Here is an 18204-nt window from a genome sequence, read left to right as displayed (position 1 = left end):
AGATGTTAAATGATATGGATATTGAGAAAAAGCTCTATGAGGCAGCCGTCCAATTAGTGGAGAAAAGATATCCGTCAGGATGGGGTGGAGCGGCGGCTTTGTATTCGGAGGACGGGCATATTTTAACTAGTGTTGCACCAGAGGTCATCAATGCAGCTACTGAATTATGTATGGAAACGGGTGCTATTCTGGAGGCACATAAATTGAATACAAAGGTGACACATTCGATTTGTGTTGCTAGAGAAAATGAAAAATCTAAATTCGTAGTACTGACACCCTGTGGGGTCTGCCAAGAAAGACTCTTTTATTGGGGAGAGAATGTGAAAGCAGCAGTTACGAATACAGACGATACACTACTATTTAAAACTTTAAAAGAGATACAACCCTATCATTGGTATAAGGCCTATGAACAATAATGCAAAAAAGACGTTACATAAAAATGTAATGTCTTTTTACGTTTGCCTTAATAAGGCTCAGCATTATGGCCTTTATCTATCGCATTTTGAGGGGCTTGATCTCCATCAATATTGCCAAGTGGCTTTGAAGTTGAGGATTCCTTTCTAGCCTTATGCAACCCTTCTTTTAGCAAACGACCATATTCTTCATCTGCTTCTTCCGCAAGTGCAATCATGGCATTTTGTATCTCCATATGACAGACCGATAAATCACGAATTAAATTGGCAAGCAGTTCATCGCGCTCCCATTGCTCAAAGTTACGATAAGTTTCGCCAGCTTGCTTGGTATTACTTTGACGGTCAATGGATTCTCGAACAAGGTTGCCTTCTACATATGGAGTATATTCCTTACCATCCTGTGTTGCTTCCTTTAAGCCATTTAACATGGAGGGCTCATAATTAATATGTGGATTTTGACCAGGTGCTAAATCTCGTTTATACATCATTTGCCCACCGCTTTGATTGGTTGCTACACGTTTTTTTGGCGCATTAATTGGCAATTGAAGATAGTTAGCTCCTACACGATGACGCTGTGTATCCGAATAAGAGAATGTACGACCTTGCAACATTTTATCATCAGAGAAATCTAAGCCATCGACTAGTACGCCCGTACCGAAAGTAGCTTGTTCTACCTCTGCAAAATAGTCCTCAGGATTTTTGTTTAACACCATTTTACCGACTGGATACCATGGGAATTGATCGTTTGGCCAAAGCTTTGTGTCATCCAATGGATCAAAATCAAGCTCAGGATGTGGACCATCCTCCATAATTTGAACATGTAACTCCCATTCAGGAAATTCTTCACGTTCAATCGCATCATATAAATCCTGTGTGGCATGATTAAAATTTTTCTGCTGAATTTCTTCTGCTTCTTTTTGTGTTAAGTTTTTAATGCCCTGAAGTGGTTCCCAGTGATATTTGACGAGGACCCCTTTGCCTTCCTGATTAACCCACTTATACGTATTGACGCCAGAGCCCTGCATCATACGATAGTTAGCTGGAATACCCCAAGGTGAATATACAAATGTAACCATATGGAAGGATTCTGGTGAGCTAGCACAAAAATCAAAGAAACGTTCAACGTTCTGAATATTAGTAATAGGATCAGGCTTAAATGCATGAATCATGTCAGGGAATTTCATGGCATCACGGATAAAGAAGATTTTTAAATTATTACCAACTAAATCCCAGTTGCCATCCTCTGTATAAAATTTTACAGCAAAGCCTCGTGGATCTCGTAATGTTTCAGGAGAGTGTCCACCATGTATAACCGTTGAAAAACGGACAAATACAGGTGTTTTTTTTCCTTTATCCTGAAAGACCTTTGCCCGAGTATATTTAGAAATAGGTTCATTGCCTACTACACCATATGTTTCAAAATAACCATGTGCACCAGCACCGCGAGCATGAACAACTCGTTCCGGTACTCGCTCCCTGTCAAAATGACTTATCTTCTCTAGAAAATCATAATTTTCAAGTGTTGCAGGACCGCGATTACTGACTGTTCGTAAATTTTGATTGTTAGTAATGGGATGCCCCTGTCGATTTGTCAATGTTGTATCTTGATCATGTGTTGAATCATTTTTCTGCGTCATCGTATGACCCCTTTCCAATAGATACGTCCATTTTGTCCTTGAAAGGGGTAATTTAGACATAGGGAATTTTTACATATTCGCTAATAAAAAAAGCTCTCCATACATAAATGTAGGAGAGCCTTGGATGGTGTTTTCAAATGGAATCAAGTTTTTTGAGTATGGCCTTTACCTATAGTTGGTCATTAGTCATGGGTCATACAGTAACAGGTAACTTGTTATTGGTTTTAATCTAATTAGCCGTAAAGCTAAATTTGAAAACAGCACATCCAACTCGGTTTGGAGTCTCACCGCCCCGAGACTAGAAATAGCGGGAATCATCAAAGTTAATTTGTATACTGTAATTTTTTGAATTAATAAGATTGGATAATTTATGTGCCTCTTTTTCAAGCTTCATTGCGCGCTCCCGATAGTCGTCAGGCTCATATAATGCAATCTCGTATAGCATTGCTCCATCACCATAGCCAAAACGAACACTTTCTTTTTCCCGCATACTAAATTCTTTACATAACTCAGCCTCAGCACGAAGCTGTGTAGCTAATTCGATAGCTTCTACTAGTGCGAGTTTCTGATCTTTAAATTCTACTGTGTTTTGGATGTTTGCTTCATATACTAGACGATCTAGTGTAAGGGTATCTAGACGAACTTGTGCCAATTCGGTTTCGATAAGGGGGAGTGCACGGTTACTTGTTTTAGGAGTCTGTCCCTTTTCTACTGTCACAAAAGCACTACGATGTAATTCACTAATAAGCTCTTGTGTTTTTTTTCCTAAAATACTTTTTAGTTTAACAGCTTCTGCAAGATTGATCACGCAAACACGTCCTTTTTATAAACTTGTAGATGGTGCATTGTTTGATAGGAGGGCAATTTGATAGTCACCTCCATGAATTTGGTTAAACATTTTGCCTGCTGACGCCAAAAGGTCATTCGCTGCTTCATGTGTTAATGAGGGTCTGAGATAAAAAATCTGTAGCGCCTCAGTCGTATCCTCTGTAACGGCTGTACGTTTAGAATCGACAAATGGAGAACCAAATGCTCCCTTCTCATCACGACTGTAGAGGATCTTGTTGAATGTATTAAAACGCCCATTTAAACCCTCATAACCAATGTCTTCATGGCCAAGAGCTATTTCTACATATCCTTTCATAAAGGCTATATCATATAGACCAACTGGAATTTCATATTGAAGAGAGAAGAAGTTATTTAAATCTACAGCAGAATGAAATGGTGTTACATAGTTTTGTTTACTAATTCGCCGCATAAGACTTTCTGCTGAGTGTCGATAACGATTTGGATCTGAACCTAGCTTTTTCCAAAATACTCGCCATTCAGCAATACCCTCACGCTGGTTCACAGGAAAATCCTGCATGTCTAGAAAAAGGTTTTCTTGATACAATTGCATCCGACCTTTAATCATTTGAGGGGATTCTGCTACAACAATTTTGGTATAATGAATAATGCCGATTTTTAGCTCGGGATGTTGTGTTAATAGAGATTCATTAATGGAAATTTCCAAAGAACATCACCTACTTTATCTATTTCTATTATTGTATCATGTAAGGAGTTGGAAATAAAATGAACATACATGACCTACAGCGAGACTTTGTGGCATATGCAAGAGCCATTGGCGTTGATAAAATAGGTTTTACAACAGCAGCTCCCTTTACAGAATTAAAAAACCGACTGCGTCGCCAGCAGGAGCTTGGTTATCAGTCTGGCTTTGAAGAAAGTGATATTGAAAAACGTACCGAACCCCTTCAATTATTAAACGAAGCAGAGAGTATTGTCTCGATAGCCGTTGCCTATCCCTCCCGTATGCAAAATGCACCCATTGGTAAAAAGGGAGCTAGAAGAGGAATATTTTGCCGTGCTTCATGGGGTGTCGATTATCATACAGCAATTCGTGAACGTTTGAAGTTATTATCTGCTTGGCTTGAGGAGCGTGTCGAAGGTGTACGTATCGAGTCGATGGTTGATACAGGTGCACTTGTAGACCGTGCTGTAGCAGAACGCGCAGGCATAGGCTGGAGTGGTAAAAACTGTTCGATTATAACACCTGAATTCGGGTCATATGTGTATTTAGGAGAGCTCATAACCAATGTTCCATTCTCGCCAGATAAGCCAATGGAGGATGAGTGCGGGGAATGTCGCTTATGCTTGGATGTTTGTCCAACGGGTGCATTAATCCAAGGAGGGCAATTGGATGCACAACGTTGTATTGCCTTCCTCACTCAAACGAAGGGAACACTTCCTGATGAGTTTCGTAATCACATTGGTAATCGCCTCTATGGTTGTGATACATGCCAGACTGTGTGTCCCAAAAATAAAGGGAAGATTAATTGGATTCATGATGAATTTATACCGGATCCAGAGCTTGCCAAACCATTATTAACACCACTATTAACGATTTCCAATAGAGAATTTAAGGCCAAGTTTGGCCACGTTTCTGGTTCATGGCGAGGTAAAAAGCCTATTCAACGAAATGCCATCCTTGCACTGGCCCATTTTAAAGAGGAAGCGGCTATACCAGATCTCATCAACCTTTTGAAGAACGATGATCGTCCAGTCATACGAGGCACATCAGCATGGGCTTTAGGGAAGATAGGCGGAGAACAGGCTAAGTCTGCCCTATATGACGCGGAAGCTAATGAGCAGGACGAAGAAGTATTGAACGAAATTCACAAAGGTTTGCAGTTTTTTCATGAATGAAGAGAAAAAACACTCCATTAAATGAGTTCCACTTAAAGAAATTTTTATAATAAGGAAGTGTATCGTTATGCCATTGCATATCGTTTTATATCAACCAGAAATTCCAGCGAATACAGGAAATATTGCTCGCACTTGCGCTGGTACAAATACATCATTACATTTAATTCGTCCACTAGGCTTTTCAACCGATGATAAAATGTTAAAGCGGGCAGGCTTAGATTATTGGCATAGTGTGAATATTGTTTATCATAATTCACTGGATGATTTTATAGAGTACTCTAGAGATGGAGATGTATATTTAATCGAAACATATAGTGATGAGCCGTTCACCACACATGATTTTAGTAATAAAGAGCGTGACATTTACTTTATGTTTGGAAAAGAAACAACAGGCTTGCCAAAAGACTTTGCGTATGAACGTCGTAATATGTGCTTGCGTATTCCACAAAGTGATCATGTCCGTTCACTCAACTTATCTAATACGGCTGCGATTGTTATATATGAGGCATTACGACAACAGGGATATCCAGGTTTACATTAATAAAAGCAGTTCTCATTTGTGAGAACTGCTTTTTACTAAAATTTTAATAATACAACATTTCCAGCTGGATCTTCAGTTTGGAATCCACCGTCTATATCGATAACACGTGCACCAATTGTGCGAAGGTTTGCTTTCATCATGGATGCTTGTTCTTCATTATCTAAACGCAGTGAGAACGTTTTTAAGCCTACTTGGTTTTCTCCAAGCTTTGGAGCATTTTCTGAGTGCCAAGTGTTTAAGCCAATGTGATGGTGATAGCGGCCAGTAGAAATAAATAATGCCTGTGAACCATAGCGTGCCACAATATCATAGCCTAAGCCCTTTGTGTAAAATTGTTCAGCCTCTGCCAAGTTCGAAACAGATAAGTGAATATGTCCCATCACTGTACCTGATGGGAGGCCATCCCAATTTCCATCACCTTCTTCTAAAATCGATCGAATATTTAGTGGCTCTGTTACCATATTCACTTGGTCCTGATGCCAATCCCATACATTTTCAGGGCGATCTGCGTATACCTCAATACCATTATGATCAGGATCATTTAAATAGAGTGCTTCACTGACAGCATGATCAGAAGCCCCAAGATATACTCCTTTTTCGTGAAAATGCGTTATAATATTTGCCAAATCACGACGAGTTGGTAATAGTAATGCAAAGTGATAAAGTCCAGTCGTCATGCTAAGCTTTTCTTCCACTGTGTCTGGTTGGACTATTGTTAATAGTGCAGTATGTCCATCTGCTGTTAAAGTAGCTTTATGTGATTCTTGGTGTAAAACGTTGAAGCCAATAACCTCTTGATAAAATGTTAAAGAACGTTGAAGATCGCTTACTTTTATTTCAACATTTGTTACATATGTGTTAGGTTTTTCATGAAAATGCATATAGAATACCTCCGTTAAGTTATTTTTATTCATTTAGTTACTTTATGTAAGTTAGTTTATTTTAATAATAACTGAAAGTCAAGTAAGTTATTTTTTTATTGTCGACAAAAAAGAAAATCACTAAGCATATCTAATGCTTAGTGATTTTCTCGAGGTATTATTTATCCGCTTTGTAATCGCCTTCGTACCCAGCAGTAAAAATAGCTGTTAAGAAAGCAACTGTTACACCAATGATTAATAATAGTTTCATGGAAGTAACCCTCCTCATGTAATAAAGACATCTCTATTTAGTATAGCCTATCTACTATAAAAATGAAACGACATACCTGAATAAAATATGTCAGAAATGGTTCAAACGTATAATTATCGGGAAAACTATTAAGGAGGTGATTAGTATGAAAAAAAAGGTGCCAAACATTGAAAATGGTACGATGGCGAGAGATATGAAGGAATTAAAAGATTTGGGCAAACAAATGGAACATTTACGTGATGGTCTAGAGCTTGCGGATGATGAGCGTATTGCAGATCCTATTCAATTGGAAAGTATCGAGGAAAAGGATGAATAGTGGTAAATAACAGTAGCTTCCTTATTTTTCTTAAATCCAATTTTTTGTATAATGGTACTAGGAAAAAGAAAGGGGTTGTGATTCGTGTATTTACAATCATCGAAAACATTATCAAATGGAGTAGAAATGCCTCGTTTCGGCTTAGGTGTTTATAAAATGACAGATCATGAAGAAACATTACAATCCATCGATACAGCGCTGAAGTTTGGTTATAGAGCTATCGATACAGCATCTTTGTATGGGAATGAAGCAGAGGTAGGAGAAGCTATCCGTTATTCAGGTATACCACGTGAGCATATTTTTGTTACCACAAAAGTATGGAATAATGACCAAGGATATGATGAAACCTTACGGGCTTTTGAAGTATCGCTAAAGAAACTTAAGATGGATTACGTAGATTTATATTTGACACATTGGGCTGTTCCAGAAACATTTGAGGAAACTTACCGCGCTATTGAGCGCCTATACGATGAAAAACTAATTCGAGCAACTGGTGTGTCGAACCATCATGAGCATCATTTAGAAAAAATACTAGCAAAGGCCAATATTGCTCCAATGGTTAATCAGGTGGAAATGCATCCGTATTTACAGCAACAAGCATTAAGTGCATATTGCCATGAACATCAGATTGCTGTCACTGCATGGTCACCGTTAGGGCGAGGTGGCGTACTTGATGATTCTACTATCTTAGAAATTAGCAAGGAAATCGGCAAGACCACTGCTCAGGTAGTGTTACGCTGGCATTTACAAAATGACACATTAATTATTCCTAAATCAGTGACACCAAGTCGAATTGAAGAAAATGCACAGATTTTTGACTTTGAATTAACACAGACTCAAATGGAAAAGATAGCGTCATTAAATCGTAATCAACGATTTGGGCAAGATCCAGATCATTTCAAATTTGATTTTTAGTTCTATATATAAATCCCGCTCTCGTTATTGAGAAGCGGGATTTTTTGATGATTGTTCGTCCTTGACGGTAATGCGTTTATTTAAAAATGGATGGTCAAATTCTAATTGGATAGCATGGAGTTCATAATCACCACTAGCAGTTTCTCTTGCGCCGTACATAGTATCACCAATAATGGGATGACCGATGTAGGCTAGATGTACACGGATTTGATGTGTTCGACCAGTTTCAAGAATCAAATGGACCACACAAGAATTCTTGTAGCGTGAAACGACTTCATAATGGGTCACTGCATGCTGTCCAGTTTGCGACACGACACGTCTAGAAGCGTGATGTCGATCCTTACCAATAGATTCAGAAATGGTACCCGATGAGGAGCGTATATTTCCTTGTACTTCCGCTGCATATGTCCGAATAATAGATTTTTCTTCAATCATTCGATCGAAAATTGATTTCGCTAAAGGATGCTTGGCTACAAGTAATAAACCTTGTGTCCCTTTATCTAATCGATGGACATGCTCTGCATAAATACCACCTTGTTCTTGAATATGTGCCATAACATGGTTCATACATGTATGGGTATCTCGGTCATCATTAGGGTGAGTTGCCATACCCTTTGGCTTCGATACGATTAAGCAATGATCATCCTCATAGACTATATCAATCGCACAAACAGGTGTTCGTTTATAGCTAGACGCTGGGATTGGGAATGTAAATTTGACAATAGTGCCGACTTGTAAAGGAGTATTCCATTGAACAAGTTCATCATTCTCTAAAGTAATAGCTTTTGCCATACGTAATTCATGTACGAGCTTTTTACCTAGTCGCCAGTGATTACGTAACAGTTCCTCAATCGTTAAGTTATCTTCATTAAATGCATAAAGAAACATTGATCTTCCTCCGTAGAAAAGACCGTATTCTAATGGTAGAACACGGTCTTTTGATTATTTTACAGCTTTTGTAGCTTTGATTAAATAGAAGCTTGCCCCTGCAATTAAAATAAATGCAGTTAATGCTAAAAATGGGATAGTAATAAAGCCTAACCAATTAATATATTGTCCTGTACATGATACGGCGCCACAAGAAGGGGCACTATCCGCTAAAAAGCTAAGCTTTTGAATGCCATAATGATAGAGTGAGATACAGCCTCCGATAACAGAAAAAACCGCTGTTGTAACAGCAATACGAGCATTTTTTTGTATAAAGGCTACAGTGGCCATAATGACAATCGGGTACATAAAAATACGCTGTATCCAACATAATTTACACGGTTCATAATGACGAATTTCAGAAAAGTATAATGAACCAAGTGTAGCTACAGCAGATACTATCCATATAAATAATAAGCCATTTTCCTCTTTTTTAGACATATCAATTCTCCCCTTTATAAAAACACTACTTGTACGATTATAGTTGTTCTAGTTTTATATGTAAATTAACTTACACAAAATAAGGAAGATAATTTCAGTCTAAAGTATGAACGGCTAATGAAGACGAGCCTAACGCCTTAATGGTATCATTAATAATAGTAATGCTAAAGAAGAGGTGTTTTCGTGAAGGAAAATGAGCATTCCAATATAAGTATATTAAAGGAAATTGCAGAACTATTAAATGAAGAAACTGAAATCGTTACGATGCTAAAAGGGGCCCTTATCAAATTTTTAAATGGCACGAATTTTGAAACAGGCTGGATTTTTTTTATTGATGCAAAGGGACGCTCGGAGCTTGTTGTTCATGAAAATTTACCTGAGGCATTGGAATTTAAAAACTGTCACTATTTAAATAAAGGTGGCTGCTGGTGTGTATCTCGTTATCGTAATGAGGAGCTAAAAAAGGCATCTAATATTATTGAATGTCAACGTATTGAAAGTGCAATCGCAGCTAATGTTGGGGATCATGAAGGAATTACCCATCATGCCACTGTGCCCCTTCAATCAGGGCAGGAACGTTTTGGTGTACTAAATGTAGCTTCTAAGGATACGGTACGTTTTTCTGAGGAGGAGCTAGCTCTATTGGAGTCAGTAGCATTTCAGATGGGTTCTGCTATAAAGCGAATTTTACTGACGAAACAAGAGCAAGAAATGGCCCTTGTAAAGGAGCGCAACCGTCTAGCAAGGGATTTACATGATTCTGTCAATCAACTATTATTTTCGGTTACGCTAACGGCGAGAGCTGGTATTGAAATGACACAGGATAGTGATGTGAAAGAAACATTTAAAGAGATACAGCATTTAACTCAGGATGCGCTTACAGAGATGCGAGCATTGATTTGGCAGCTACGACCAAAGGGATTGGAAAATGGCTTACTGGAAGCGATAAAAGTATATGCTGAGATGCTTGGCTTAAAATTACATGTTACGGTTTCAGGAGTCCTACAATTTCCATCGCGCATTGAAGAGACATTATTTCGAGTAGCTCAAGAGGCTTTAAATAATGTGCGACGCCATGCTGGTGTTTTAGAGGCAGCACTTTATATTACCGTCACGTCTACAGATATTTTATTGGTTATACGCGATGAGGGACGAGGGTTTGTCATTGACAATAATACGAAGCTATTGTCAATGGGCTTACAATCCATTAAGGACCGTGCAAAATCAGTGGGTGGCACTGCTGACTGGGTAAGTGAAATGGGCAAAGGTACGGAACTGCTAATCCGCTTGCCATACTAAGGGGGAGAGGACATGATACGTGTATTAATTGCAGACGATCATCACGTAGTGCGTCGAGGATTATTGTTTTTCTTAAAGACACAAAAAGATATTGAGGTTGTTGGAGAGGCAAAAAATGGACATGAAGCCGTATCATTAGCAGAAAGTATCCAACCAGATATTATTTTAATGGATTTAGTGATGCCTGAGTTGGACGGCATACAGGCGACAAAGCGCATTAAAGCAAAATTTCCAAAAATAGAGATTTTAATGCTGACAAGCTTTTCAGATAGGGACCATGTTGTCCCTGCAATGGAGGCAGGGGCAGCAGGCTATCAATTGAAAGATATTGAGCCAGATGAATTGGTTTTATCAATTCGTCGCATTATGCGTGGCGAAAATACATTACACCCAGAGGCTACAACCACACTTGAAATGGATCGCCAGGAGGCACAGAATGCCCCACATTCGTTAAATCCATTAACACCTCGTGAGCAGGATGTGCTGGCAGAGCTAACAAAAGGGAAAAGTAATCGAGAAATTGCATCCTCATTGTTTGTTACAGAAAAAACAGTTAAAACTCATATTTCTAATATATTTACAAAATTACAAGTACAAGATCGTACCCAGGCTGCTCTATATGCGGTTAAGCATGGTTTGACAGAGGGAAGCGGTAGCTAAAGCAAAAACGACGAGTTTCTACAATGTGTAGGAGCCCGTCGTTTTTAGTGTGGTTATTTACTTTCCACAAATAATTTTTTTGATATCTCTAATAAAGTAGAGCTTGGAGGTAATGCTAAATCCTCTTTTAGTTTTTGTTTATACGTTAGGAAAATTTTGTGCGCCTGCTCATGAAGACCCGCCTGAATTAATGTGTATAAATAGTGCTCAAGCTTTTGTTCATTATAGGGATCATATTCTAACAAAGCATGTAAAAATTCAATTGCTTTATCAGTATCTGAAAAAACGGTAGTTTGGAACCCTTTTTCTAATAACTCTATGTATGATTTCGTCAATCTATCCTTATAGGCTTTTGCCCATTCATAATCATCGAATACAAATAAACCATTTTTATAAATTGCTAGACATTGATGAATTAAAGATATAGAAGGAAATTCTAATCGTGAAAAATCTTCATGAAGTTTTTGAAAATCATATAAGTCACACACGAGACTTGGTTTTTCAAAAATATAGTATTTATTTGAAAAAACAATACAGTTTTCATAGCCAATTGTATTTAATGTTTTTCGTAAGTACGACAAAGCTGTATGAAGATTTGATTTGGCTCTTACATAATCTAAATCTGGCCAAAGTATTTCAATTAAATAATCTCGGTGAATCGGGATATTTGGATGCAAAATAAAATAAGCAAACAATTCCTTCGTCTTTTCGGTTTTAAATGCCACTAAGCTTTTATTGCTATAAACAGCAAATTGATCAAAGCATTGTACGTTTAATAACGTTTGAGTTGCCTGTTGAAGCATTTGTTGTATTGAAAATTCATGCTCAATACGAGTCACCGTTTTTTCTAAACGAGCATGGCTGATAGGTTTTAATAAATAGTCAAGCCCACCAATTTCATAAGCCTGTAAAGCAAATTCATGATAGGAAGTAATAAAAACAACACTGACATGTGGACGCTCTGTTTTAATCATGTCTGCTACTTCAAGTCCAGAAAGTTCTTTGAGTTTTACCTCTAAGAATAGAACCTCAAATTCTATCGAGGGCAGCTCATTAAGAAATACTTCTACACTAGTAAAGGTTTGGATAACCTGAATTTGTTGAAATACTTGTAATTTATTTTGAAAATAATGTAAAGCTAAAGGTTCATTGTCTATTAAAACGGCTCGAATCACATCAAACTCTCCTTTTTACAATTAAATTAAAAACCATTAAACTCTAGTTCATTTTGGTTGAAAAGGCTTTCTATATATACTGAAAGGGCATGAAAAGATAAAATCACTTAATTTCTCTATTAAAAATTTGATACTAGAATAAAGCAATTTGTAGTAGGTCTTCCACAGGCGAGAGTTAGTAATCCTGTGGGGGTGTCACATCACGCCAAATCCTTTCTTAGAAAGTATTCGCCGTTCATTATATAGAAGAAAGAAGTTTTTTATTTGTGTTGAGAGAATTGAAATAATTGTTTAGGCGTTTATGTATCAAACTATTCTTATAAAAAATTGAAACAGTTTATATTTAGTAGGAATTAAATGCTGTAAGAGATTGACTTTTAAAAGTAATATTTTTTCTTATATTGTAAAAATAGTATAATGATTGTAATAATTAATCAGGCGTTATTATAGTACATTTGTCTTAAATAAAACTCAAAAAGTACTTAAAAAATACTTAAAAATATAGGATGATAGTAATTAAAATGCATTTTGCTGAGAAAAAAATAAGATCTTCTAAGAAAGGGGCTTCGCTATGAAATTAGAGCGTCTGCTAACAATGATAATGATATTAATCAATAGAAAAAAGGTAACAGCACAAGAATTAGCAGAATTATTTAATGTGTCGGTCCGTACTATTTATCGAGATATTGAAACGCTAAGCTGTGCAGGGATACCAGTTATTAGCCAACAAGGGGTGCACGGAGGAATTAGCTTAATAGATGGCTATCGTGTAGATAAACAGGTTTTAACAAAGGAAGAGCTTGCGTCTCTGACAATTGCCATTAAAAGTGCTTTGACTACCTATGAAGATTCACACGCATTAGCTGTTCTCGAAAAGCTAACAAGTATTGCAGATGATCATGTAACACAAACCATTGACCACTTATTTGTGGATCTGAGTCCATGGGGGCCAAACATCCTGTTTAAAGAACATATTACGAGTTTAAAAAGTGCTATAGAAAATAGGCATTGTGTAAGCTTTACTTATACCACGGCGCATGGAGAGTTAACAAAGCGAGTGGTGGAACCTCATACAATAGTTCAAAAAGGGAAGACTTGGTATTTATACGGCTATTGCACATTAAGAATGGACTTTCGTCTATTTAAACTGGCAAGAATAAAGAACTTAATGCAAGAAGATTTACACTTTGAGCGGAAGGAAATTAATTTAAGTGAACTTCCATGGGGGAAGGAATGGTATCAGCCACAAAACGTAGTCGATTTAGTAATTAGTTTTGATACGGCTATAACAACATTAGTGGAAGAATCTTTTGGAGTAGCATATGTTGATCATGGGCAGGACAAAATTTATATATCTATACCAGAGGATGAGTGGCTTTACGGTTTTTTACTTAGTTTTGGCAATCGCATAAAAGTATTAGAGCCGCCCCACATAAGGGACATACTTCAAAAACGTGCGCATGAAATTGCTCAATTATATAATCCGGATAATAGTTGACAGACAGTTGTCAGGTTTCCTTTGCTATAGTAAGGACAAATAAAGCGAAGGGTGGAATCAACAATGATGCAAAGCTATTGTCAAAGCTGTGGAATGCCTCTAACAGATGAGGCTTTATTAGGAACGGAAAAAGAAGGTCACAAAAATCAAGACTATTGTACATATTGTTATGAGGAGGGGAGCTTTAAACAACCTAATTTAACCGTTGAAGAAATGATTGATATTTGTGTGCCACATCTAAAGGGAGATGGCATGCCTGCAAACGAGGCCCGTACTATGCTTACATCTTTTTTGCCAAGCTTAAAAAGATGGAGAAAACAGGAGTGGTCAGAACCAAAGATTATAAAAAGAGAAGCATTCCAAATCATAGGAATTTCGACGAAAACAAGCAATGCAAATGAACTGACAGCACAAGCCAAGATCCCGCAATTATGGCAGGATTTTTATGAAAAAAATATTGTTGACCAATTATCTAAGCTGGATAATCAAAATGTGTACGGTTTGTATTCGGACTATGAAACCGATGTAAATGGAAATTATGCAATTACAATTGGTGTAGAAGCTTCAAAGATGAATGATGCATCACCTGAGTGGGTTATTAAGACTATTCCAGCAGCTAAATATTTAGTATTCACATCACATAAAGGGAAAATGCCAGAAATTGTTATCCAAACATGGCAAGAAATTTGGGCATGGTTTGCAAATTCTAAGGTGGAACGAACATATACTGGTGACTTTGAATTGTATGATGAACGCTGCGCAAACCCTCAAGAGGCGCAGGTGGAAGTTTATATCGCTATAAAATAAAAATAAGTCTCCTACCAATCAACTGGTAGGAGACTTTTCATCATTTTGAGGGGGGATTATTTCAATATGTGGTTCGATATGCACAAGAACCTGACAAAACCGATTTTCTCGCAAGATGGTACGTTCTATTTCTTCAGTAATACGGTGACTGTCAAAAACATTTAAATAAGGGTCAACAGTTACGGTTATGTCGATAAAGTACATATTACCGTGAGCACGGCCTTTAAAGTCTAGGAGCTCGATTACACCGTCCACATTCCGAATTAGGACGGATAACGTTTCCACTTCATCGATATCAAATGCATCTGTAAGACTTTGAACAGCTTCCCCAAAAATTTCTACTGCTGTTTTAATAATTAAAACAGCAACAATAAGGGCCGTAAGAGAATCGATAATTGGAAAACCAAAAATTGCTCCAAAGATTCCTATTGCTGTGCCAATACTAACAAATGCATCTGATCGATTATCAAAGGCAGCTGCTTTGACAGCGGAGCTTTTTATTTTTTTAGATAGTGCCAAATTATAGCGATAAACGATATACATGACAGCACCACTACCTATTGCTACAAATGCGGTTAAGAGGGAAGGAGTTGTGCCGGATGGTGCCCATAAGCTTTTTAAAGAATTGATTAAAACTTGGAGACCAACAACAAGCATGATAAATGATGCTACTAAAGAGGCAATGGTTTCAGCTCGCAAATGCCCATATTGATGATTAGAGTCAGGTGGCCTTTGCGCAATTCGTAACCCAATTAATACGGCGATGGATGCGATAATATCCGTAGTGTTATTTAAACCATCAGCTTTTAATGCCTCCGAGGTGCCGATATAGCCAATCGTTAGTTTGATGGAGCTTAGGATTAAATAAGTACCAATGGATAACCAAGCGCCTTTTTCCCCTTGACGTAAATTTGTATAGAGCTCCATTTTGTTTCCCCCTCGCAAAATTTTCTGACATTAGAAAACGACTCCCTATTATTAAAAGGGAGTCGTTTTTATCTATTATCACGGTATTAACTCCCACCTATATAAGGTGTGAGAAAAAGCCCATATTTATAGCATGAATCATATAAGTTTGCCTTTAATAGTAGCACGCTCAATCATACAAAGCAATGAAATCTTACTCCGTAACGGCGTCAAATTCATTTGATAAATCAGTTTCAGGTAACTTCAGAACTTCTAAGTATAAAATATGGTGACCATCTAATTCTTTTGCAATAAATTCATAACCTTGCTCCTGAATGCTGTCTCCTTCGACTGCATCGAAGCGTTTTGTCATAAACCAACCACCGATAGTATCAATATCATCATCTTCTATGTCAGTACCTAGCATATCATTCACATTTTCAAGAAGCATTTTGGCATCTAAAATAAAATGATTATCTGCAATTTCTTGTACTTCCGGGATTTCATCTTCGTCGAATTCATCTTGAATATCGCCGACAATCTCCTCAATAATATCTTCAATCGTCACTAAACCAGATGTTCCGCCATATTCATCCATTAAAATGGCCATATGAATACGTTCACGTTGAATTTTGAGTAATAAATCGTTAATTTGCGTTGTTTCCATCACTCGAATGATAGGCTGCATATAGTCAATAACTGGTTTATCCCCATTTTTCGAGTCTTTAATGTAAGCGGTTAATAAATGTTTCATATTAACTAGACCAATAATATGGTCTTTATCGCCGTCAATAATCGGGTAACGAGTATATTGCTCAACACCCATTAAATCAAATACTTCTTTTATAGTCAGTTCTTTTTCAATGCCAACAATCTCTGTTCGAGGAACCATTATTTCCTTGGCAAGGCGATCTGAGAACTCAAAAATACTATTTACATATTCATATTCTGCGTTATTAATTTCTCCACCCTTTAAACTATCCGATAAAATCATACGTAGTTCTTCCTCTGTATGAGCTACTTCTGATTCTGACATCATTTTTAAGCCGAAAAGGCCAGTTAAGCCACGGGCAGATCCGTTTAATAACTTTATGACTGGATACGTAATGTTGTGGAATAAAATTAAAGCGCCAGAAAAGTTTAATGTGACAAATTCTGCTTTTTGGATGGCTAATGTTTTTGGCGCCAATTCCCCAATAACAACATGCATAAACGTAACGATTGAGAATGCAAGTATAAATGAAAGGATAGATGTTATACTACCATTCAAATTTAGAAATTCAAACACTGGGTGCAAAATAATTTCGAATGTAGGTTCACCTAACCAACCTAAACCGAGTGCAGTAATGGTAATACCTAACTGACATGCAGATAAGTACTCATCTAAATCTGAAACAACACGTTTTGCATTTTTCGCTTTCTTATGCCCTTCTGCGAGCAATTGATCGATACGTGTAGTTCTCACTTTAACGATTGCAAATTCTGTTGCAACGAAAAATCCTGTCATTATAATTAGTAGGGCGAATGCCGCCAACCTAATGGTTATCTCCAATATGTCTCCGTCCAAATAATTCCTTTGTTCCCGCCCAAATGAGGGAAGTAAACAAAGTGTACACCTCCTATGATTTAAAAAATTGTTGGATGTTTCAATAATAAGTTATTTAAAAGAAAAACACAAATATTGACAACAACTTTTTTCAGTTGATTTTCAATCCCGTTTAAAAAAATAGGTAGAATCAAAAGTAAAGTAATTGTCAACGCCATTGCAATATGCTAATTTAAAATTGAGCAAAGATAGTTTGTTTAGGGAAAGAAGCATTTTGCATCTCATATAATACGACACGTCAAAAATCTCAAGAGTGCGTTTACTTGCGGATTTTTTTAAATGAATTATTTTGTATAGCTAAAGGAGAGACTCGATAATTAATTGGGACTTTCCTTTTTTTTGTGAAAAAAACTTAGAAGGAGCAGTCTCACATGTGACTGCTCCTTCTAAGTTTATTCCTGTTGGAAACGTAATTTTAAACATGCCTTCTCCACATCATGAAAGGATTCTTTTAAAGGTAAATCACCCGTAAATGGTGCTATAGATACTGGTGCCTTTTCCGTAATACCTTGCTGAGTCAACATATAATTTTTACCGTTATAAGTAAAGTACATTGTTTTAATTGATTTTTTACCAAAAGTGCTAGCAGAAGAGTCAAAGAAACCTTTTAGTTGACTACAATATTCATTATAGAAATCGCCATTAATACCCGAAATGGCTTCAAATTTTTTAATATCTAAATTACCAGCTTCGTCAGCTAATTCGAATATTTTTGCGGAAAATTCTGAAAAGAATTCTTTTACTTTTACACGTATTAATGCTTTTGAATGATAACTGTTTAAGTCATCTGAAAGCGTGACTTTACTCATTGAAATGGCCTCCTGCATAAAAAACATATACTATTTAATTGCTAACCTTAATGTATAAGAAATATATAGGAATTTCAACATGTATCAACATAATTAGCATAAAGGACGTGCTATATATAGTAAATATAGGTATTTTTATGTGGGAAGTAAGCGAAAAAATTACTATAGTTTTTAATCATATACATGGAATAGCATTAACTCATGAATCATTTTTTTAACATCCTCTTCGTTTGGTGGTGTTGGTCCCGTCCATTGAATAGTGCCATCTTTTAAATATTCAGCAGAGTAGCGTTCACGTTGATAAAAAAATGCAATAGTCCACCCTGGAAGTTGGGTATTTTCAAATAATGGCTTAAAACTAAAATGCTGAATCATCATAAAACCTCATTTCTATAATATGTAGTTCATATTATTCAA

20 protein-coding genes are annotated in these 18204 nt (G+C 36.9%); 9 read left to right on the top strand and 11 right to left on the bottom strand.

Translation table 11 applies throughout. The annotated features are described in order from the left end of the window. Positions 1-14 precede the first annotated feature (14 nt). The gene (locus tag A2J09_RS15240; RefSeq protein WP_031418233.1) at positions 15-416 is read left to right on the top strand and encodes a cytidine deaminase; all 402 of its coding nucleotides are present in this window, start codon (positions 15-17) and stop codon (positions 414-416) included. A gap of 47 nt (positions 417-463) precedes the next feature. Here A2J09_RS15240 and A2J09_RS15235 read toward each other — a convergent pair whose 3' ends face one another. The 3 genes from A2J09_RS15235 to A2J09_RS15225 form a co-directional block, all read right to left on the bottom strand. After that, a complete protein-coding gene (locus tag A2J09_RS15235) occupies positions 464-2050 on the bottom strand; it encodes a catalase (RefSeq protein ID WP_012292141.1) in 1587 nt (528 codons plus the stop codon). Between the two features lie 298 nt (positions 2051-2348). Next, positions 2349-2858 (bottom strand): hypothetical protein, encoded by a 510-nt coding sequence (locus A2J09_RS15230; RefSeq protein ID WP_012292142.1) that lies wholly within the window; start codon positions 2856-2858, stop codon positions 2349-2351. 15 nt (positions 2859-2873) lie between these two features. Continuing rightward, entirely contained in the window at positions 2874-3563 is a 690-nt protein-coding gene (locus A2J09_RS15225) for a B3/B4 domain-containing protein (protein WP_012292143.1), read from the bottom strand. 59 nt (positions 3564-3622) lie between these two features. Here A2J09_RS15225 and queG point away from each other — a divergent pair, with 59 nt between their 5' ends. Both queG and trmL read left to right on the top strand, forming a co-directional pair. After that, complete coding sequence (queG, locus tag A2J09_RS15220; RefSeq protein WP_012292144.1) at positions 3623-4756, top strand: tRNA epoxyqueuosine(34) reductase QueG; 1134 nt, start codon at positions 3623-3625, stop codon at positions 4754-4756. A gap of 67 nt (positions 4757-4823) precedes the next feature. Next, the gene (trmL, locus tag A2J09_RS15215; RefSeq protein ID WP_012292145.1) at positions 4824-5297 is read left to right on the top strand and encodes a tRNA (uridine(34)/cytosine(34)/5-carboxymethylaminomethyluridine(34)-2'-O)-methyltransferase TrmL; all 474 of its coding nucleotides are present in this window, start codon (positions 4824-4826) and stop codon (positions 5295-5297) included. Positions 5298-5332: 35 nt separating this feature from the next. Here trmL and A2J09_RS15210 read toward each other — a convergent pair whose 3' ends face one another. After that, the gene (locus A2J09_RS15210) at positions 5333-6178 is read right to left on the bottom strand and encodes a VOC family protein (protein WP_031418236.1); all 846 of its coding nucleotides are present in this window, start codon (positions 6176-6178) and stop codon (positions 5333-5335) included. Between the two features lie 395 nt (positions 6179-6573). Here A2J09_RS15210 and A2J09_RS23990 point away from each other — a divergent pair, with 395 nt between their 5' ends. Together A2J09_RS23990 and A2J09_RS15205 are read left to right on the top strand one after the other, a co-directional pair. Continuing rightward, positions 6574-6744 carry a hypothetical protein gene (locus tag A2J09_RS23990; RefSeq protein WP_012292147.1) on the top strand — a complete coding sequence of 57 codons (171 nt, stop codon included), beginning with the start codon at positions 6574-6576 and terminating at the stop codon, positions 6742-6744. 84 nt (positions 6745-6828) lie between these two features. Further along, the gene (locus A2J09_RS15205) at positions 6829-7659 is read left to right on the top strand and encodes an aldo/keto reductase (RefSeq protein ID WP_012292148.1); all 831 of its coding nucleotides are present in this window, start codon (positions 6829-6831) and stop codon (positions 7657-7659) included. 24 nt (positions 7660-7683) lie between these two features. Here A2J09_RS15205 and A2J09_RS15200 read toward each other — a convergent pair whose 3' ends face one another. Both A2J09_RS15200 and A2J09_RS15195 read right to left on the bottom strand, forming a co-directional pair. Further along, positions 7684-8547: an RluA family pseudouridine synthase gene (locus A2J09_RS15200; protein ID WP_012292149.1), complete on the bottom strand. Its 864-nt coding sequence runs from the start codon at positions 8545-8547 to the stop codon at positions 7684-7686. 54 nt (positions 8548-8601) lie between these two features. Continuing rightward, complete coding sequence (locus A2J09_RS15195; RefSeq protein WP_012292150.1) at positions 8602-9027, bottom strand: disulfide formation protein C; 426 nt, start codon at positions 9025-9027, stop codon at positions 8602-8604. A 183-nt stretch (positions 9028-9210) separates the two neighbouring features. Between A2J09_RS15195 and A2J09_RS15190 the strand changes: the two genes are divergently transcribed. Then, positions 9211-10326: a GAF domain-containing sensor histidine kinase gene (locus A2J09_RS15190; protein ID WP_012292151.1), complete on the top strand. Its 1116-nt coding sequence runs from the start codon at positions 9211-9213 to the stop codon at positions 10324-10326. A gap of 12 nt (positions 10327-10338) precedes the next feature. Beyond that, entirely contained in the window at positions 10339-10986 is a 648-nt protein-coding gene (locus A2J09_RS15185) for a response regulator (protein WP_008173403.1), read from the top strand. Between the two features lie 53 nt (positions 10987-11039). On the opposite strand, the gene A2J09_RS15180 is transcribed toward A2J09_RS15185, so the two are convergent. Further along, positions 11040-12161: a response regulator gene (locus tag A2J09_RS15180; protein ID WP_012292152.1), complete on the bottom strand. Its 1122-nt coding sequence runs from the start codon at positions 12159-12161 to the stop codon at positions 11040-11042. 571 nt (positions 12162-12732) lie between these two features. Here A2J09_RS15180 and A2J09_RS15175 point away from each other — a divergent pair. Continuing rightward, positions 12733-13659, top strand: coding sequence for a helix-turn-helix transcriptional regulator (locus A2J09_RS15175; protein WP_012292153.1), 927 nt, complete (start codon positions 12733-12735; stop codon positions 13657-13659). 63 nt (positions 13660-13722) lie between these two features. Next, the gene (locus A2J09_RS15170; RefSeq protein WP_036160471.1) at positions 13723-14466 is read left to right on the top strand and encodes a zinc ribbon domain-containing protein; all 744 of its coding nucleotides are present in this window, start codon (positions 13723-13725) and stop codon (positions 14464-14466) included. A gap of 18 nt (positions 14467-14484) precedes the next feature. Here the strand turns inward: A2J09_RS15170 and A2J09_RS15165 are convergent, their stop codons facing one another. From A2J09_RS15165 to A2J09_RS15150, 4 genes are all read right to left on the bottom strand, one after another. Then, positions 14485-15393, bottom strand: coding sequence for a cation diffusion facilitator family transporter (locus tag A2J09_RS15165; RefSeq protein WP_012292155.1), 909 nt, complete (start codon positions 15391-15393; stop codon positions 14485-14487). A 193-nt stretch (positions 15394-15586) separates the two neighbouring features. After that, complete coding sequence (locus tag A2J09_RS15160; RefSeq protein WP_031418246.1) at positions 15587-16906, bottom strand: hemolysin family protein; 1320 nt, start codon at positions 16904-16906, stop codon at positions 15587-15589. Positions 16907-17370: 464 nt separating this feature from the next. After that, complete coding sequence (locus A2J09_RS15155; protein WP_036160476.1) at positions 17371-17787, bottom strand: hypothetical protein; 417 nt, start codon at positions 17785-17787, stop codon at positions 17371-17373. A 171-nt stretch (positions 17788-17958) separates the two neighbouring features. After that, positions 17959-18162, bottom strand: coding sequence for a YheE family protein (locus A2J09_RS15150; protein ID WP_031418249.1), 204 nt, complete (start codon positions 18160-18162; stop codon positions 17959-17961). Positions 18163-18204: the final 42 nt, after the last annotated feature.

The sequence above is a fragment of the Lysinibacillus sphaericus genome (assembly GCF_001629735.1).
GTDB lineage: Bacteria > Bacillota > Bacilli > Bacillales_A > Planococcaceae > Lysinibacillus > Lysinibacillus pinottii.
The sequence above is the reverse complement of the archived record's forward strand: the minus strand, read 5'-3'. Positions and strand labels throughout refer to the sequence as shown.

Excerpts from the sequence above, each read along its gene's own strand:
- A2J09_RS15240 (WP_031418233.1), top strand. The coding sequence starts at position 15 with ATGGATATTGAGAAAAAGCTCTATGAGGCAGCCGTCCAATTAGTGGAG.
- A2J09_RS15235 (WP_012292141.1), bottom strand. The coding sequence starts at position 2,050 with ATGACGCAGAAAAATGATTCAACACATGATCAAGATACAACATTGACA.
- queG (WP_012292144.1), top strand. The coding sequence starts at position 3,623 with ATGAACATACATGACCTACAGCGAGACTTTGTGGCATATGCAAGAGCC.
- trmL (WP_012292145.1), top strand. The coding sequence starts at position 4,824 with ATGCCATTGCATATCGTTTTATATCAACCAGAAATTCCAGCGAATACA.
- A2J09_RS15210 (WP_031418236.1), bottom strand. The coding sequence starts at position 6,178 with ATGCATTTTCATGAAAAACCTAACACATATGTAACAAATGTTGAAATA.
- A2J09_RS23990 (WP_012292147.1), top strand. The coding sequence starts at position 6,574 with ATGAAAAAAAAGGTGCCAAACATTGAAAATGGTACGATGGCGAGAGAT.
- A2J09_RS15200 (WP_012292149.1), bottom strand. The coding sequence starts at position 8,547 with ATGTTTCTTTATGCATTTAATGAAGATAACTTAACGATTGAGGAACTG.
- A2J09_RS15195 (WP_012292150.1), bottom strand. The coding sequence starts at position 9,027 with ATGTCTAAAAAAGAGGAAAATGGCTTATTATTTATATGGATAGTATCT.
- A2J09_RS15185 (WP_008173403.1), top strand. The coding sequence starts at position 10,339 with ATGATACGTGTATTAATTGCAGACGATCATCACGTAGTGCGTCGAGGA.
- A2J09_RS15175 (WP_012292153.1), top strand. The coding sequence starts at position 12,733 with ATGAAATTAGAGCGTCTGCTAACAATGATAATGATATTAATCAATAGA.
- A2J09_RS15170 (WP_036160471.1), top strand. The coding sequence starts at position 13,723 with ATGATGCAAAGCTATTGTCAAAGCTGTGGAATGCCTCTAACAGATGAG.
- A2J09_RS15165 (WP_012292155.1), bottom strand. The coding sequence starts at position 15,393 with ATGGAGCTCTATACAAATTTACGTCAAGGGGAAAAAGGCGCTTGGTTA.
- A2J09_RS15155 (WP_036160476.1), bottom strand. The coding sequence starts at position 17,787 with ATGAGTAAAGTCACGCTTTCAGATGACTTAAACAGTTATCATTCAAAA.
- A2J09_RS15150 (WP_031418249.1), bottom strand. The coding sequence starts at position 18,162 with ATGATTCAGCATTTTAGTTTTAAGCCATTATTTGAAAATACCCAACTT.